Annotated in this window: 13 protein-coding genes and 1 pseudogene; 6 read left to right on the forward strand and 8 right to left on the reverse strand. The window is 54.7% G+C overall.

Annotation, left to right across the window (positions count from 1 at the left end):
* Window positions 1-112: 112 nt before the first annotated feature.
* Window positions 113-1,021 (reverse strand): LysR family transcriptional regulator, encoded by a 909-nt coding sequence (locus ABE528_RS10785; protein ID WP_346652921.1) that lies wholly within the window; start codon window positions 1,019-1,021, stop codon window positions 113-115.
* Window positions 1,022-1,241: 220 nt separating this feature from the next.
* Here ABE528_RS10785 and ABE528_RS10790 point away from each other — a divergent pair, with 220 nt between their 5' ends.
* The 3 genes from ABE528_RS10790 to ABE528_RS10800 all read left to right on the forward strand — a co-directional run bounded on the left by ABE528_RS10790 (window position 1,242) and on the right by ABE528_RS10800 (window position 4,514).
* Window positions 1,242-1,904, forward strand: a complete 663-nt coding sequence (locus ABE528_RS10790; protein ID WP_346652922.1) for an RraA family protein — start codon at window positions 1,242-1,244, stop codon at window positions 1,902-1,904.
* 10 nt (window positions 1,905-1,914) lie between these two features.
* The gene (locus ABE528_RS10795) at window positions 1,915-3,123 is read left to right on the forward strand and encodes a pyridoxal phosphate-dependent aminotransferase (RefSeq protein WP_346652923.1); all 1,209 of its coding nucleotides are present in this window, start codon (window positions 1,915-1,917) and stop codon (window positions 3,121-3,123) included.
* Window positions 3,124-3,209: 86 nt separating this feature from the next.
* Window positions 3,210-4,514, forward strand: a complete 1,305-nt coding sequence (locus ABE528_RS10800) for a cation:dicarboxylase symporter family transporter (protein ID WP_346652924.1) — start codon at window positions 3,210-3,212, stop codon at window positions 4,512-4,514.
* A 194-nt stretch (window positions 4,515-4,708) separates the two neighbouring features.
* Here the strand turns inward: ABE528_RS10800 and ABE528_RS10805 are convergent, their stop codons facing one another.
* The gene (locus tag ABE528_RS10805) at window positions 4,709-5,881 is read right to left on the reverse strand and encodes an alpha-hydroxy acid oxidase (RefSeq protein WP_346652925.1); all 1,173 of its coding nucleotides are present in this window, start codon (window positions 5,879-5,881) and stop codon (window positions 4,709-4,711) included.
* Window positions 5,882-5,928: 47 nt separating this feature from the next.
* On the opposite strand from ABE528_RS10805, the gene ABE528_RS10810 reads away from it, so the two are divergent.
* Both ABE528_RS10810 and ABE528_RS10815 read left to right on the forward strand, forming a co-directional pair.
* Window positions 5,929-6,900, forward strand: coding sequence for a LysR family transcriptional regulator (locus ABE528_RS10810; protein WP_346652926.1), 972 nt, complete (start codon window positions 5,929-5,931; stop codon window positions 6,898-6,900).
* Window positions 6,901-7,033: 133 nt separating this feature from the next.
* Entirely contained in the window at window positions 7,034-8,398 is a 1,365-nt protein-coding gene (locus ABE528_RS10815) for an MFS transporter (RefSeq protein WP_346652927.1), read from the forward strand.
* A 203-nt stretch (window positions 8,399-8,601) separates the two neighbouring features.
* Here the strand turns inward: ABE528_RS10815 and ABE528_RS10820 are convergent.
* The 4 genes and pseudogenes from ABE528_RS10820 to ABE528_RS10835 all read right to left on the reverse strand — a co-directional run bounded on the left by ABE528_RS10820 (window position 8,602) and on the right by ABE528_RS10835 (window position 13,190).
* Window positions 8,602-9,233, reverse strand: a pseudogene (locus ABE528_RS10820) (amidohydrolase family protein).
* A gap of 396 nt (window positions 9,234-9,629) precedes the next feature.
* Window positions 9,630-10,691, reverse strand: coding sequence for a hydroxyacid dehydrogenase (locus tag ABE528_RS10825; protein ID WP_346652928.1), 1,062 nt, complete (start codon window positions 10,689-10,691; stop codon window positions 9,630-9,632).
* Window positions 10,692-10,745: 54 nt separating this feature from the next.
* Window positions 10,746-12,131, reverse strand: coding sequence for an MFS transporter (locus ABE528_RS10830; protein WP_346652929.1), 1,386 nt, complete (start codon window positions 12,129-12,131; stop codon window positions 10,746-10,748).
* Between the two features lie 405 nt (window positions 12,132-12,536).
* Entirely contained in the window at window positions 12,537-13,190 is a 654-nt protein-coding gene (locus ABE528_RS10835; protein WP_346652930.1) for a GntR family transcriptional regulator, read from the reverse strand.
* Window positions 13,191-13,439: 249 nt separating this feature from the next.
* Between ABE528_RS10835 and ABE528_RS10840 the strand changes: the two genes are divergently transcribed.
* Window positions 13,440-14,081 (forward strand): 4-carboxy-4-hydroxy-2-oxoadipate aldolase/oxaloacetate decarboxylase, encoded by a 642-nt coding sequence (locus ABE528_RS10840; RefSeq protein WP_346652931.1) that lies wholly within the window; start codon window positions 13,440-13,442, stop codon window positions 14,079-14,081.
* Between the two features lie 392 nt (window positions 14,082-14,473).
* Here ABE528_RS10840 and ABE528_RS10845 read toward each other — a convergent pair whose 3' ends face one another.
* The gene (locus ABE528_RS10845; RefSeq protein ID WP_252461469.1) at window positions 14,474-15,874 is read right to left on the reverse strand and encodes a hypothetical protein; all 1,401 of its coding nucleotides are present in this window, start codon (window positions 15,872-15,874) and stop codon (window positions 14,474-14,476) included.
* Window positions 15,875-15,941: 67 nt separating this feature from the next.
* Window positions 15,942-17,090 (reverse strand): iron-containing alcohol dehydrogenase, encoded by a 1,149-nt coding sequence (locus tag ABE528_RS10850; protein ID WP_252461470.1) that lies wholly within the window; start codon window positions 17,088-17,090, stop codon window positions 15,942-15,944.
* Window positions 17,091-17,106: the final 16 nt, after the last annotated feature.

Here is a 17,106-nt window from a genome sequence, read left to right on the forward strand (position 1 = left end):
TACGTGTAATAGTCTTTGCCGCCTAGCAGCGGGCTTCCTTTTGCCCGCACTTCCTCTTCGAGACTGGCCATTCGTCCATTAGGATGTCCGCTTCAAAGGCCCAGCCACTTCCTCAGGGCAGCGTGTGCAGAAGCATCTGATCGAAATTACAGGTTTTTACAGCCAATTTGGAAACCTCAACGGTCAGGCCCAACACCCGGTCAGCCCGATGCACAGCGGAGTATCTAACCAGCGGTAAAGCGGTTTTAGTGTTGATTACAGACAGCTGCCCTTGGTCGATCAGGAATGACATGCATCGTTTAGGCAGATAGCTGATCCCAAGGCCAGATAGCGTCAGGCCAACCTGGGCCACTAGGTAGTTACTGATGATCGTTCGATTGAATCTGACATCGTGTTGCGTAAACCATCTATCGTAAATCAGACCAGTTCCCGAACTACCGCCCTGAGTTAGAACAGTGAACTGTTCAAGATCCTGAAGCTCCATAGGCTCTGTGCTGGAGTACAAAGTCGGGGAACACATCCAGGCGTTTTCGACAGCTTTCAACGGCGTGGACAGGAACCTGGCATCATCGAATATATCCGGCACGATGATAAGATCGAGCTGGTCTGCCTCGAGCTTTTTGAACAGTTCAGTACTCAGCTCCACCGAGGGTTCAATGGTAACTAAGGGGTAAGCATCGCGAATGCTTTCGATCAAGCTGGGCAACCAAGTCAACGCAGTGAGCTCTGTAACGCCAATGCGAAATCGCCGTACTAAGACGTGCTTGGAACTCACCCGCTCAAGCATCAAATCGCGTTGACTGAGCATGTCGGCGGCATATTGGTAAAGCTCGGCGCCCTTCTCCGTAAGGCGAGCATTTCGCTTGGCCCTGTCAAATATTTCAATATCCAGTGCCACCTCAAGCTCCTGAACACGCTTGGAGATAGCAGACTGAGTCATGTTTAGCTTTGCGGATGCTGGTTCAAACCCACGCATCTCGACAACCCAGTAGAGCGCCTCTAGCTGCTTGAAGGTAATCATTCACTTAGTCCATCAGCTTTCCAAAATTGGTGTGGAGTCGGGCTTAGAAGATCTCGTCCGAGTGGAGAATCATCGCCGCCAACCAGTGCAGCTCTACCATACACCACCCAGAAAACATTCCAAAAAGAGATATTACAGCATAGATAAATATCGCTAAAAATTGAGTGCAGGCCGCCCTAAGATCAGGCTCCGAACAAAAAATGAGCTTCACGGAGACCCCATGTCTTTTTCCGGCACTCGAATCAATCCTTCTCCTGCCCCTGCGGCTAATCATCTGATCGACGCGTTTCGCACGGTCGTCACGCCTCACATCAGCGACAACATGGGTCGGCACATCGGCGCGCGAGGACTGACTCGTTATAACCAAACCGGAAAGATGGTCGGCACCGCTCTCACTGTTAAAACTCGCCCCGGCGACAACCTGTACATCTATAAGGCACTGACCATGCTGCGTCACGGCGATGTACTGGTCGTTGATGCTCAGGGCGACACCACGAACGCGGTTATCGGCGAACTGATCAAGCTCTATGCTCTACAGCACGGTTGTGTTGGCTTCGTGGTGGATGGCGCCATCCGCGACGTCGCGAGCTTTAGTGAAACTCCCTGCTACGCCCGTGGAGTAGTTCATCGCGGCCCGTACAAGACAGGGCCTGGCGAAATCAATGTCCCTGTAAGCATTGGCGGTATGGTCATCAATCCCGGCGACATCGTGGTGGGGGATGAGGATGGACTCGTGGCCTTCCCGCAGGCCATCGCTAAAGACTTGCTGGTCATGGCGCGCAACCACGAGACCTTGGAAGAGCGTGTTAAAGCCGAGATTGCCAACGGATCAACCGATCAATCCTGGATCAACAACGCCCTATCCAAAGCCGGCCTGCTGTGAGGTGACGACCATGACTACAACTTACCTCTCCAAGCGCGTACTAAGCATCGCCCCTTCCCCCAGCATTGCTGCGAATGCTCTGGTAGCAAAGCTGCGCGCTGAAGGCCGCGATATCGTGAATTTCACTGTGGGTGAGCCTGATCTGGACACCCCCGCGCATATCCTGGACGCGGCATCGAAAGCGATGGCAAGTGGCGACACACATTACACCAGCACTTTGGGCACTCCCGCTCTTCGCGAAGCCATTGTGACCAAGCTATCGCGGGACAACGGCTTGAATTACTCCGTCGATGAAGTCGTCGCCGGCACGGGTGGTAAACAGATCATCTTTGAAGCCTTAGCGGCCACCCTGAATCCAGGTGACGAGGTCATCGTCCATACCCCCTACTGGGTGTCCTACCCGGATATAACCAAACTCAGTGGTGGCACCCCGGTAGTCATTGAAGGTCGTGAGGAAAACGGCTTCAAACTGACCGCAGCAGAGCTTGATCAAGCGATCACCCCGAAAACCAAATGGCTCATTCTCAATAGCCCGAACAATCCCAGCGGTGCCGTCTACACCCTGGCTGAGCTCAAAGGCATCGCTCAGGTACTTCGCGATCATCCGCACGTTCTGATGATGTCGGACGAGATCTACGAGCACTTTGTCTATGGCGGCAAAAGCCACATATCGTTCGTCACCGCAGCACCTGATCTGAAGGATCGCATTCTGATCATCAATGGTGCGTCGAAAGGTTATGCCATGACCGGATGGCGGCTTGGCTTCGGCGCCGGCCCGAAGTGGTTGATCGCCGCCATTGGCAAATTGCTGTCGCAAAGCACGACCTGTCCGAGTTCGATCAGCCAGGCTGCAGCCGTTGCAGCTTTTGCAGGCGACCAAACTCCGGTCAAAGCGATGGCCGATCTCTATGAGACCCGGCGAGACCTTATGACTGGCTTGCTCCGTGATGTGCCAGGCCTTTCGTTCGCCTCTCCGGATGGAGCCTTCTACGTCTTTGTGAACGTTGAAGGGCTCATCGGCAAGAAGACGCCTAGTGGATCGCTGCTTTCGAACGACGCGGACGTGGTGCGCTTCTGGCTCGAAGAGGCCGGCGTGGCCACTGTACTCGGTGAGGCCTACGGCATCAGTCCTTATGTCCGCTTGTCCTTTGCTAGTGGAGATCAGGTCATCCGGGAAGGTTGCGCACGTCTTCGCAAAGCCTGTGAGTCCCTGACCTAAGCGTTACCCATAAATACAATTACGCGCGCACGGAGGCGCTCGGGTTACCAACAAAAAGATCCTGCCGCTTAATCTGTGAGACGGACATGCATAAGCCAAGAGTTCCACTCGTCGCCCAAATTCTTATTGGTCTCGTTGCTGGCATCATCGTAGGTGCCATTCTTAACCATTACCCTGATGCACGACCGTGGTTGGTCGATAACATCCTGCAGCCCGCTGGTGACCTTTTCATCAAGCTGATGAAGATGATCGTCGTCCCAATCGTATTCTGTTGCATGGTTGTCGGCGTAGCTGGCCATGGCGACAGCAAAGCGCTGGGAAGAATGGGCGCCAAAACCCTGCTCTACTTTTTCTGCGTAACCACCACGGCGATCATTTTCGGCCTGGTTATCGGTAATGTCCTTCAACCCGGCGCTGGCACAGATCTACACAGCCTCAAGGCCGTGAGCGTCAACCTTACCAACTCCGGCTCAGGCGGCCATGGTGTGGCAGGCCTGCTTCTCGGAATCGTGCCGGACAATATTGTAAACGCCATGGCTACCGGCAGCCTTCTCCCTATCCTATTCTTCGCAGTGATGTTTGGGTTGGGCTTGTCGAGCCTGCCACAAGACCGCAAAAAGCCAGTTTTGGATGTGTTCCGTGGCGTCAGTGACGCTATGTTTCGCGTCACCTCAATGGTCATGGCCTATTCGCCTATTGGCGTCTTCGGGATGATTGCCGTGACCGTAGCCAACTTCGGATTCTCCTCACTACTGCCCTTGGGGAAGCTGATTGTCGTTACTTACCTCGCATATGTGCTGTTCGCAGTGTTCGTCCTCGGGACAATCGCCAAGATCGCCGGCATCAACCTGATTGCGCTGATCAAGCATATAAAGGACGAGCTGGTTCTCGCCTTTTCCACTGCCAGCTCTGCAGCGGTGATGCCACAGCTGATGGACAAGCTTGAGAAATTTGGCGCGCCTCGGCAACTGGTCAGCTTTGTCGTCCCAGTTGGCTATTCATTCAACCTTGATGGCGCCTCGTTGTTCCTTGGCATCGGTACGCTATTTGTCGCTCAACTGTATGGAATTGAACTGGATCTGACTCAGCAGGCACTTCTGGTTGTCACCATGGTACTCACCTCTAAGGGGGCAGCCGGCGTTCCTGGTTTCATGTTTGTGATCCTGTCAGCCACCCTGGCGAGTGCAGGCCTGCCACTCGAAGGGATCGCATTCATCGCGGGCATCTATCGCATTATGGACATGGGTACCACAACACTGAACGTACTTGGCAACGCGCTCGCCCCCTTGGTTATTGCCAAATGGGAAAGCAAGCGCGGGGGTTCCGAGGAAAATTTTAGCGCTCAGGAAATCGCCATTGGCCATCAGGCAGAGGCCTTACCGAATAAGTAAAACTTAGACCGAGTCCTGCGAAATCACACCACGCTGTGGTTTCGCACTGATCAGAGTGTTTGATCCACTGAACCACTGAAAGGGACGGCACTGTTCTGACGGAGCTCAGTGTCGAGGGCCGCTACAGAGATGTAGCGGCCCTTTTTATTGTGAGCATAGGAGCACGGAGCAAGTACAAACCCTTCCTGGTGGAATCAGTCCCGGCGTGCCTGCCCTTTGTGAAAAAGGTGCGAAAGAGATAGCGCTGTGACCTCAGTCACTCCAAGCAAACCCATGTCACGTTTCAGTTCGTCAGAGATCAGCTTGATGGCATGAGCAACTCCGTCTTCACCCGCCACAGTTGCCGCGTAGTTGAATGGACGACCAATGAATACAGCTTTGGCTCCTAACGCCATGGCCTTCATGACATCGGTGCCGCGTCTGATTCCACTATCGAGCATGACTAAGCTATCGGGGATCGCGTCGATGATATGCGGCAAGATCCTGAGGGGAGCGACGCTGCCATCCAACTGTCTCCCGCCATGGTTGGAAACGATGATCCCTTCAGCACCGACCGCGATGGCTTTGACAGCATCGGCTGGATTCAGAATCCCCTTGATGATCAGGCGCCCCTTCCACCGGTTTCGAATCGCTCGCACATGATCCCAGCTCAGATGCCCCCTATCGGAGAAATCCCGCAAAACGTTTTTCGCAACGATGGGAGCGCCACGGGTCGCATAGTTATTCTCGAAGTGCGGCATCCCGTGTTTCATTAGCGTCTTCAGGAAGGTACGGCATAACCATTCGGGATGAATGATCCCCTCTAACGCGAGCCTTACGCTCGGCTTCAATGGTGTGGAGAAGCCGGCCCGGACGTTGTTTTCACGATTGGCGGCGACCGGGGTATCGACAGTCAGTACCAGCGTTTCGACCTGAGCAGCAGCCACTCTATCGATCAGCGCATTGATCTGTAATTCGTCACCTGGCAGATACGCCTGGAACCATGTCCCAGGGGCAGCGTCCATGACTTCCTCAAGGCGAATCAGCGATGAGCCGCTCATGATGCAGGGTACGTTCGCAGCCGCAGCGGCGCGGGCCATCGTCACATCACCCCGGTAGCTCGTGATCGCAGCGATCCCCATCGGTGCAATGCCAATGGGCGCCGCGAACAATAGGCCATCCAGATTGACGCCGGTGTTCACGTTCGAAACATTGACCAAAGCGCTGGGCAAAAAACTGTAGTCTTGGAAACAAGCGCGGTTATCGGTGACTGACGCCTCGTCCTCTACCGCACCGGACACGTAGGCATATAACGGTCTTGGGAGCTTTCGGCGAGCGATCCTCTCGAAGTCGTGCAGTGAAAGGCAGTGGCGCAATACGGGATGCATGATTCAGTCTCTACCTGTGTGGGACGTAGTCTCAACACGATAAGGAAGTGGATAAACATCCTAAAGCGAATAAAATAAGAACCCAAGATTCGCTTTTTTCGAAGAGACATTTCATGACGCTCAAGCAACTGGAAGCATTTTACTGGGCAGCGACCTGTGCAAGCTTCGCCGTTGCGGCCAGTAGACTGAACATCTCTGTGTCCTCTCTATCGAAGCGAATTTCCGAGCTTGAGGTCTCTCTCGGTGCCGAGCTGTTCAATAGAACCGGGCGAGCCGCATCGCCCACCGCAGCTGGCCAACAGCTGGTACCACATGCAAGGGATCTGATATCTCACGCAGGACGTTTCCTAGCCTTAGCCAAAAGCAACTCCGCCCTTGAGGGGCGCTGCCGATTTGGTGCGGGAGAACTCACAGGACTAACATGGCTGCCGCGCATGGTGGAAAAACTTCAGCAGGCACACCCCCTGTTGCTGGTCGAGCCAAGCGTAGGGGTTGGGCAGGCAATTGAAGAGCGTTTGGCTGATGGCGATTTGGATTTCGCGCTTATCGCTGGCCCCTCAACGAGAACAAGTATCTCGTCCCAGATTATCGGGCAGGCGGAGTTTATCTGGGTAAGTCGTCCCGATCTGCCAGCTTCAGCTGACCTCAGCAAACTGCAACCTGAAAACCTGGTCGAAACCGTACTCATCAGTTTGCCTGCTACGGCAGGTACAGTCCGGATTCTTGACGACTGGCTAGCCGATCAAAACGTCAGTCCAGGACGTTTGCTTCCTTGTGAAAATTGGGGTGCGATTGCCGGATTAATCGTCCAGGGCCTCGGTGTAGGTTTCCTTCCGAAAGCCTGGGCACAGTCGCTGGTCTTACGCGGTCTCCTAGTTGAATTGCCCAGATTCCCGGCACTCCGCCCTTTGCAATACACTTTTCAGTGGCGACGAGACGACAACCGAGCGCTGATCGAGCAGTGCCGAGTCATCGCCAGCGAATGTATCGACTTCCACGCTCCAGTCACGCTTCTCTGAGAAAACTCCCGTCCAGGCCACGTAGTGATAGTTTCCTTTTTTCGAAGAAATCACATTAAAAAAAATCGCTTTTTCCCACCAAGCCGTAGCAATCAGAATCCAGTTAACAAAAACAATCACTGGTATGACCGCTATGCCCCACTCCCCTCTTGCCTCGCCAAAAGCCGAAAAGCCTAGCGGATTCCGTTGGGTGGTCGTCGGTATGATTTTCCTTGTTTACACCATTGCCGCCGCCGACCGGGCGAACATCGGCGTAGCACTGCCCTTCATTCGCAAAGAATTTGAGATGAGTAATACTGAGGCCGGTGCGCTGATCAGTCTGTTCCTTCTCGCTTACGCGCTTGCGCAACTGCCCTCCGGATTCGCCTCTAGTCGTTTCGGGGTACGGAAAATCCTTCCAGCCGCGATGATTGCCACGTCGGTGTTCACTGGCCTGATTGGCACCATCCACAGCATTATCACATTGAAGCTCTACCGAGTCGGCCTCGGTATCGCGGAGGGCCCCCTTCCGATCGGCATGACCACCACGATCAATAACTGGTTTCCAGCCAAAGAAAAAGGCACCGCAACAGGGATATTTCTCTCAGCCGTAAAATTCGGCCCGGTCATCGTCCCGCCCATTTGCGCCGTGATCATCGCAGTCTGGGGATGGCGTGAGATTTTCTACTTCTTCGCGATTCCCGGCATCATTCTGGGTCTGGCCTGGTACTGGCTGGTCACGGATCATCCAAGTCAAAGCCGCTTCGTCAACAAAGCCGAACTTGACTACATCACCGCAGATCCCTCGCAGCCTAAATCGGATGCACAGACAGCCACGCGTCCTGCACGTAACTTCAAGACTCTTGATCGTTTCATCCGTGCCCGCCGCGTCCAAGAATTGGATACCAACCGCAAGATCTTTACCTCTTGGAATATCTGGGGCTGCGCGCTTGGCTACTGCTTCCAACTGGGTATTTCCAGCGTGCTTCTGGCCTGGATCCCTACCTATTTGGTGACGGTGAAAAACTACTCCCTGGTGAACATGGGTTTGGTTTCCGCTGCACCATGGGTAGGCGCCGTGATTGGCAACGTACTCGGGGGATTCCTGTCCGACCGTGTTCTCGGGAAGCGCCGCAAACCGGGGATGATGCTTTCGGCTCTCGCCACCGCTGGTATGATGTATCTGTTGATCAACTCACCAGCTGACCCTCTCCAGTACGGTTTGCTTCTGCTCCTCACCGGCGTCTTACTCTCCGTCGGCTACTCCTCCTACATGGTCTACCCGATGGCCCTGGCTTCGAAGAGTAAATTCCCCATTTCCAGCGCGGTAGTGAACATGGGTGGACAGCTGGGCGGGGCAGCTACGCCGTTCATCACCGGAGTGCTACTCGATAGCTTGGGCTGGAATTACGTGTTCATGTTCATGGCTATCAGCTCGCTTATCAGCTTTCTAATTTTGCTCACCATTGCTGAACCCATGGGGCTTGAAGAACCTCACCCCACAGCGCCCGCTAACTGAATATTTCCTCGCCCTGGCCAGGCGTCCACAGCGCCTGGCCCTCTTACGCTAAGTAAGGAAAAATCGCCCATGTCCCGCCAGGTTTAAGAATTAATCCTGCGAAATGCTTGGCGCAGAGGTACGTTTAAAAGGTTGAGCGCCGCAGAAACGGGGCTCTTTGGGTCTACTAAAATGCGACCTCGAAACCCCAGACACAGGGAGCCCTAAGTGGCGGCACGCGTCTCTTCAGTAAAATCGTAAAGCCGATACGCATTGTCACGCAGAATTTGGTTACGCACTGCTTCGGATGGTGCCCATGCCAGTAGCAGGTCTGCCAGTTGCGCATCGTCCGGTTTCGTACCGCACTCAGTGACATGCGGCCAGTCAGAACCCCAACCAATCGATCAGCCCGTTGAGCGACCAGTGCCATAGCTATCTTACCGACGTCTGCGAAACCAGGAGCCCCGATTGCAGAACTGATGTAGGCACCAGACAACTTCACCCAGACATGATCAGTATTCAACAGCCGCTCCAAGACTTTGAAAGGCTCCGATGTGATACCGCCCGGCTGAGAGATTTCCACCATGTGATCGATCACCAAGGGGCTTGGCAATCGCCGAAAGCGGGCTTCCAGTTCTGGCAGAAAACTCCCCGGAGACACAAATTGTACTTGCCAGCCTAATTCATTCACACGGGCGGACAGGCGCTCCATGTCTTCGATACGAGCACCACCAAAACTCAAATTGAGGCGGATACCACGTACACCAGCGGTATGCATTGCCTTCAGTTCCGCGTCGCTTACCGTAGGCTGGATCACCGCGACGCCACGTGCCCCCCTCACTGCTAACCAAACCATCCATCATCACCTGGTTTTCGAAGCCATAAGTCGATGGCTGAACGATGACCATGCGAGTCAGCCCCATACGCCGCTGTAACTGGCGATAGTCTTCCAGCGAAATATTTGCAGGTCGCAGCTTTGCTCCAGGTACAGCCGGAATACGATTGTCGAAGAGGTGCATGTGACAGTCAACGCTGCCAACGGGAAACTGAAGGTTCGGCCTCTGCTCGCCTGATGACCAAGGTACAGCAGCCCACGCAGGCATTGTGGCGGCTACACCTGTCACAGCAGCGGTAGCGGCAACGAATTGACGCCGAGGTCAGATTCATTTTCGATCCATTTATTGTTATGGGGGCAATGGCTGGGCGCCCCACCAAGAGGTTCTCTAAATACGTGCCGGCGCCCTAACCTAGATCAAACCGGCTCAAACTTCGTCGCAAGGCCTAGGATCTGTTCACGTCGTTTCAAGAAACGCTCCCAAACCTGAGGGTTGAGAAGGTGCGGGGGGCGCGCGCCATCCACCATCATCAGAATTTGCTCGGCGGAAGATCGTGCTACGTTTCGACGTCCGCCGTGACTGACCCCGGCTGTGTGGAAAGTAGCTACGACGTTCGACAGACTTAGCAGCGGCGCCTCGTGAGGTGGTGGTTCAACTTCCCAGACATCCAGCCCAGCGCCACGCAGGCGTCCGGAGCTCAAGGCCTTATACAGAGCCACTTCATCGTGGATACCACCACGGGCAGTAGAGATGAATACTGATCCAGGCTTCATCGTTTCGAATTGTTCGGTACCGATCATGTGCCGTGTTTGCGCGTTCAGAGGGCAATGAAGCGAGACCAAGTCACTCTGCTTCAACAAAGCGTCCAGACTCACCGGCTCAGCGCCGCGTGCTCGAATTTCCTCCGCTGAAACATTGGGATCATAGGCGAGAACCTTAAGACCAAAACCTGCAGCAATCTTGGCGGTGCGGGTGCCGATCTCTCCAATACCGACGAGCCCGATCGTGCAGCCATGGATCTCGTCGCCCATTAGGTCTTCGCGCTTGAAGCCCGACTCTGTCCGCAGCTTCCTGTCAGACTCCACTACCCGCTTGATAACAGCAAGCAGCAGGGCGAAGGTATGCTCTGCGACAGAATGAGCGTTGGCCCCTGCCTGGTTAACGACCGGGATACCCGCTTTGGTACAGGCATCGACATCTACCGTGTCATATCCGGCGCCGCCGGCTGACACGCACAGCAGGTTGGGACTCTCGTTGATCAGATCAGTGTTTACCCACCAACGCTTTGGCAGATCATCCTTGGCCGCACAGACATGGTAAGCATGTGCGTTCGCAAGAGCCTCACTGGTGGCAGTGCAAGTTGGGTCACTGGATGCCACATCGAGATATACATCTGGACGGCGCGCTAAAGTTTCGTCAAAGATGGGATTGATCCAAAGATCCAGGCGACATACTCGCGCCTTGAATGAACCAGTCATTTAAAGTTCCTCTTGTAAAACAACAAGCTGTATTTGCGGTTGTCGAAATAGCTATTAGCCATTCGACGGTTTCATCTCTGCATGCTGAATTGAAGCGTCAGATTGCTCATCTACCGGGGAGGCTGCGGGCACAGGCTCTTTAATGGTCAGCAGTATAAGGAAGCTAATAAACGAGGCGATTGCCATACCGAGGAAGACCTGCGACCAACCGTAGCTATCCAGCAGCAACCCAACCAGAAACGGCGCCGCTGCCCCCCCAAGTTGCCCGCCTGTATTGACGATCGAACTCGCAACTGGAAAGACCTTCTTGGAAGCCAAGCCCATCGGGTAGACCATGTAGGATGAGTAGCCAATGCTGATAAGCGTACCGGTGAGGAACATGAGGCCTGCGTACAGCACCGGATCGTTGGGCGAATTGATCAGTGCGTACATCATCCCAGCGGTCGCCAGGGCGGAGAGCATCATTCCTGGCTTACGGCGTTTGCCCAGAACTCGATCTGAAAGGATTCCACCCAGCAGGTTACCGAAAATGGCACCGACCCACGGTGCTGCCGCTACGAAGCCCATGTTCATGATCGAGAAGTTTTTTACGCTGACGAGGTAGGTCGGGATCCAGGATAGTAGAATCATCGAGATGCCGACCTGGAAACTGTAACCCAACGAGCAACCAATCACGTTCCAGGAACTAAACAGCTCTTTGCTGGTGGTAATTGGGGTTACAGGCGAGACACGTATCAATATGTCCAGCTTTTTGAAATCTCGCGCAACAGCTGCTTTTTGCTGCGAGATGGTGTTATTGGCCTCGTCAGTGATGTAATCCAGCTCTTTATCATTTACAAACTTGCTCTCTGCAGGCTGGTTCGCGACCAAGAAGTACCACATTATTGCGAGTACAATGCCAGGGATCGCGAAGAGGTAGAAGATTTCTCGCCATCCCCACATCGCGACGATTGCCACACACAGTGGAGGTACCAATACAGGGCCGAACTTTACAGCTGCGAGAAAAATTCCGGTCGCGGTGCCTTTTTCTTTAGCAGGGAACCAATTGTTGATGGTCGAAGCGATCCCGATCGGCAGAGGGCCTTCTGCGATCCCGAGCAAGAAGCGGCAGATCTTCAACCCAATGACCGAACTGACTGTGCCCATCAGGCCGGTAAGAACCGAAGTAGCGATCATCGAAAATGAAAAAATCTTCCTCACGCCCCACTTACTAGATGCAAAACCTGATGGAATCTGGGCAAGCGCGTAGGCAAGCAGGAACACACTGAGCAATGCTCCGGCTTCTGCGTTGGTCATTGGATATTCTTCACGAATGAAAGGCAGCGCTACGCCTAAGTTCGCACGATCAGCCGACGCCACGGTGTACACCAGGAAGAATAAGCCCGCGACAACCCAACGGAACCGAGACGGTTTTTCAGATGCATCAATACCGTTTTTCATACCAACACCTGCTTTTATTATTAATGGTTGCGGGTTCAAAACATAACTTTCGGTTTAGTGCAGCAACGCTCAGCCCCCGGATTCGCGCCCGCGTGCTAAGTGGTTCTGTGTCGTTCAATCAGACGCGGTTTAGGCGCCGCGCTATTGGAGGTCAGATAGGGAGAAGGGGCGGTGCCAGAACACGCTGGATCAGATGCTGCCGTTGGCCCCACCCCTCGGCCTGGTTACCACGTCGTTGATCGATGAGCGGACGCGACAAGCGTGGGAGGGAGACGCAGCTCAGATCGAGACTCGACGAGAGGGGCAGATTCAAGGCTGTGCTGAGGGAGAAAGGGCTCATGGCTCCTCCAAAACTTGTTCTTATGGAGCCACTGTAACCCAGATTGTTCTGTAATTGTATTTTTTCTACTGGGCAGGCGTATTTTCCGATCGGTGGGCCATGAAACGGCGGTACGCCATGCGGATATGGGTGGCCATTGCTTGCCGCGCGAGCTCCCCATCACCAATCTCAACGGCATAGGTGATGTCTAGGTGCTGCTGCAGGCTGCGATTGAAGTCAGCGGTGCCGTAAAGAAAGAACGAGCGGGTGATCACCGGCATATCGATCAAGGTCAAAAGCATGGACTTCAACCGCTGAGAGCGAGCCGTCTCCAGTAGCCGATGGTGGAACGCCTTGTTTGCAGCCTGCACTCCGAGCTGCACGTTCTCTCCTCCCAAAGCGATGGCCTGGGCCATATCCTTGTTGATGCGGTGAAGCTCCTGCAAATCGCCTGGCGTTGCGCGCTGTGCCGCCAGCATTGCGGCATGCGGCTCCAGCAGCTCCCGCAAGCTGAACATTTCCTCCACATCCCACCTTGTCCAGCCTGCGATGAATACCCCTCGGTTAGCCTCAACCACAGCTAGCCCGTCATCCACCAGACGTTTCAGCGAAGCCCTGACAGGCGTGCGACTAAGCCCAAACTCACGGCTCAGCGGCTCTTCTTTCAGCTGAGTGCCTGGCTCGTACTGCCCAGCAATGATGCGGTTGCGCAGAGTCTCGTAGATCCGCTCTGTAGCCATGCCATCCCCTTTCTGCTTTCAAGAGTCATTTCACAAGGGCCATGCCTTCATCCAGCCCTTTATCCATGTGCGGATTATCGCGAGACCAGCGACCGTTTGTACGAAAATTGTTTGCAAAGCTCTAATTGTACTTTTATTGTACTCACGGACACTGCTAACGGATACACCCAACCACCACACAAGCGTGGGCTAGTGCAAAAAGCTAGTCAGAACTGCGCGGTGAAATTGATCAGCCATACGGAAAACGCCATGCCCATTCAACAAGAAGAAATCGATGCAATGAAAATGCTCGGCTCGGCCACCATTCACGAAGCTCAGGGCCAAACGGGTGCGCTCGACAGCTGTATTCGTCCTGTCGACCCGTCTCAACGGCTTTGCGGCCCTGCCCTCACCGTCGACTGCCGACCCGACGACAACTTGGCCATCCACTATGCACTGACCAAAGCCAAGCCAGGAGACGTTCTCGTTGTGGACGCAAAAGGCTTCACTGAAGCCGGCCCATGGGGTGATCTGCTGACCCTTGCTGCGCAGCGCCTGGGCATTGTGGGACTGGTCATCAATGGTGCGGTGCGTGATGCTGACTCAATCATCGAAATGGGTTTCCCTACGTTTGCTCGCGGGCTGAGCATCAAGGGCACCAACAAGTGCCAGCCGGGCAAGGTTAACGTACCCGTCATGATCGGCAATGTCCTGATCAATCCAGGTGACATCATCGTCGGGGATCGAGACGGCTTGGTAGTTGTAGAGCAGCATCGGGTTGAGGAAGTGATTCAGCTCAGCCACGCGCGAGAAGATAAGGAAGAAGGCATTCGTCGCGGGATCGAATCCGGCGTGAGCACTGTTCAGCTACTCGGACTGGCACCAACTCTGGAAAGACTGGGTATGAAATAAAGCGTTGGACGCTAAAGGCTGGCCTTAAGAGCAGCAACATTGCTGCAGCCTTGAGGGTATGGTTGGGCCGACAACCCCGAAAGATAAATGGCATCGGCCCATAGCTCCGAGAGCACCCGGCCACTTTCCAAGTGTTCAATAAGCCACGCGTGGTGGACATCCAACCTATTTTCGCCCTCCCCGGCCCAGCCATGCCAAGCAATACGACCAGGATGATCCTCGGATGCGCCAGGTTGCAGGCATTCCTGAACGACCTAGGCTTTGAACGGTTTCGGATAAGAGCTTCGTTGGCGCATGGAAATCCTGGCGATAAGGGTGATCGCGTCCGCTTAAAAATACGCGGACACCATCGCCCTTAATGCTGGAGTTCGGAAGGTGAGTTCGCCGGACGCTTACGCTACGGCCTTCTCTCGCTTCACTGGAGCGGTTTTGTCGTCGACGGACTGGTCGCGGGTGAAGGTGCCATCGTTCTCGCCTTTGAAGAAATTCTTCCCGTAGATCAGCAGGCAAAGCGCGACTCCCACGGCGAATGCCCAGCTGGCACCCTTGATGGCGAGCACGGCACCGATCACGCCTGCGATGCCAAGGTCACGCTGACTCTTCGCTTCCAGAACACCCAGACGAACGCTCACATAGCCCTGGATCAGCAGAGTGAGGGCCAAGGCCACACCCAGGATGGGTTGAACAAGCGTAACGACTGGCAGCAACAGCAAGCCTGTGTTCGTGCCCCAGCGGAAAGAGCCGACGCCACCGATGATGGACTGCATGGCACGTGGGCCACCTTTGAACCGCTCGATAATGACCACAAGCATTGCCGCCCATTTAGGCCCGCACATTGCCACATCTGGGCCGAAGATACTCATGAATGCATTCCGTCCACCGAAGATCAGGTGAGCGCGATCAGGGTTGTAGTCCACCTTTTCATCGGTACGTACCAGCTCAGCCTCATCCAGCAGAACCTTGGCGCTAAGCACGTCGCCGAACACGACGATGTACACCGCAAGCACCATTGGAATGGCTGAGATGAACATCGAGAGAGGTGGCATGCCTAGGCCGAAGACTGTGTAATTGTTCCAGAGCCCCATGAAGTCAGGCGTGCTGATACCCCACTTGATGGTTGGCCAAGATGCTTCGTTCACCAGCGGCGCAATCACAACGGCAAGCAGGATGATGGGCAGAATTCCAAGCTTGGCGAAATTCCACCAGAAACGATTCCTTTTTTTCAGCTGTGCGAAATGCTGGGAGAAAATCAGATAGAACGCCAGGCCTACGGTGATGCTGATGGTGATCGGCAGCACATCGAATTTGCCGCCAATTTGGAACACAGAAATCACGGCGCTGAAACCCGCGCCGACAATGATGCCCGACTTGATGGCTGAGGGAACGTAGGTGAAGACCTTCTTGGCCATTCCCGTTGCGCCGAGCGTTATCGAGAACACTCCTAACAAGAGCTGGAAGGCGATGAGTGCATGAACGCGCTCTGGCCCCTCAGGGAATGTCGCGCAGTAAGCCATCAGCAGTGGGACTGCTGGCGTGATCCATCCTGGAACGGTTGGATCTCCAAGGAGATGGTGAGTGAGGTAAAGCAGACCATTGAGCATGACGACAGCGAGGGCCACTTCGAATGGCATTCCGAGAAGCTCGGTCATCAGGGGGATGGCCGCGAGATCCACGGCGCACATTAAGAGGCCCTGAAGGAAATCTGGCAGCTCAAGGCGATAGTGCAGAAATGGCAGTCGAACCTTGAACGGGCCAAGGGGAATGTATGGAGTTTCATGTGCTGAATTTGACATTAGTGCACCTGTATTATTGGTCTTGTAGGCATGGCACCCCAGCAGGGGTGCCAGATTTATCAGGCTGCTACCAGGCTGCTCGGTAGATTTCCTCAATGTCTGCCGGCGAAAGTTTGCGAGGGTTGTTGCGCATTAGGCGGTCGATCTTGCTGGCCTCTTCCGCCATTGATGCCAATGCGTCATGGGGCACACTGAATGCTCGAAGCCCGGTTGGAATACCGACGGCTGAACACAGCTCGGCCATCGCGGTAACTGCAGCATCAGCTGCTTGAAGATCGCTCAGCCCGTCGACGCTGATACCCATTGCCTGGGCAACATCTTTGAGGCGCTCAGCACATGCGAGCTTGTTCCACCGCATGACGTAAGGAAGCAAGAGTGCATTGCTGACACCGTGAGCGATGTTGAAGCGTCCGCCAAGTGGGTAGGCCAAGGCATGTACCGCACCGACACCAGCGTTGCCAAACGCCATGCCACCCATGAGGCTCGCCGTGGCCATTTCTTCGCGAGCAACCAGGTCATCAGGGTTCGCATAGGCCTTTGGCAAGGCCCGTGCGATAAGTCGGATTGCGCCCAGCGCGATGGCATCGGTGATAGGTGAGCGGTTTACAGAAATGTACGATTCGATGGCGTGTACAAGCGCGTCTACCCCGCTTGCAGCAGTGACGCTACGTGGGCAGGTAAGGGTCATTAACGGACTTACCAAGGCAACGTCTGGCAAGAGGTAGTCGCTCACAATCCCTTTCTTCAACTGCGCCTTTTTGTCCGAAAAAATAGCCACGTTGGTGACCTCGGAACCGGTGCCGGCAGTGGTTGGGATTGCGATCAGTGGGGGGCCTTTCCGGGCTACCTGATTTACTCCGAAAAGATCGGCCAAAGCTCCCTCATGCCCAGCAAAGGCAGCAACACCTTTGGCGATATCAATCGCGCTGCCACCGCCCAGACCGATTAGTCCGTCATGACCGCCTTCACGGTAGGCACGAGTGCAATCTTCAACCAAACCAATTTCCGGCTCTGGTTGAACTTGGTCATAGAGGCCGTAGTTGCGGCCAGCCAGCTGGGCCAAGGCGAGCTCAACGGTGCCGGTTTTCACCAGGATCGCATCGGTCACGATGAGGGGATTGCTGACCTTCAAACGTGTTAATTCGGCATCGAGTTGGTCAATCGCGCCGGGGCCAGTAAGGAGTTTGTTAGCTATTTGAAAGGCAGAAACACTCACGGGCTCATCCTCTTTG

The organism is Pseudomonas sp. TWI628, from assembly GCF_039673865.1.
Taxonomy (GTDB): domain Bacteria; phylum Pseudomonadota; class Gammaproteobacteria; order Pseudomonadales; family Pseudomonadaceae; genus Aquipseudomonas.